The sequence below is a fragment of the Flavobacterium coralii genome (assembly GCF_019891545.1).
Classification (GTDB): domain Bacteria; phylum Bacteroidota; class Bacteroidia; order Flavobacteriales; family Flavobacteriaceae; genus Flavobacterium; species Flavobacterium coralii.
Genome location: NZ_JAHDIU010000045.1, coordinates 1 through 509 on the forward strand (window position 1 = coordinate 1; position 509 = coordinate 509).

Here is a 509-nt window from a genome sequence, read left to right on the forward strand (position 1 = left end):
CGAACCGATGACCTCCTGCGTGCAAGGCAGGCGCTCTAGCCAGCTGAGCTAATCCCCCAAATTGTTAGCTTTCAGTTATCAGCTGTCGGCTTTCAGCGGATGTTGATAACTCAACTTCTAAAATTTCCTCTTTTCACTTAAGTTTTTCAAGCTTTCTTTTTTACTGTTAACTTATTACTGTCAACGGTAAGCTTTGTTGTAGTCCCGGGCAGACTCGAACTGCCGACCCCTACATTATCAGTGTAGTACTCTAACCAGCTGAGCTACGAGACTTTGTTATTTCAGATTGTAGATTTCAGATTTCAGATTTTCATGCTGCATGGCAACTTGAAACCTTAAACCTGAAACTTTAAACCTTTTCAGCTCTCTTTTTCTTAAGTGTAATATTTTTGAACTAACAGCGAGAGTAAGAGTGGCTCTTATTCTATCGTTTTGCCTATTTGGTCGTAATCTCTAGAAAGGAGGTGTTCCAGCCGCACCTTCCGGTACGGCTACCTTGTTACGACTTA

Annotated in this window: 1 tRNA gene and 1 rRNA gene; both read right to left on the reverse strand. The window is 41.8% G+C overall.

The features are described from left to right. Positions 1-199: 199 nt before the first annotated feature. A tRNA-Ile gene (locus tag KJK34_RS15080) sits at positions 200-273 on the reverse strand. Between the two features lie 184 nt (positions 274-457). Next, positions 458-509: ribosomal RNA gene (locus tag KJK34_RS15085) — 16S ribosomal RNA — on the reverse strand; the annotation flags it as partial.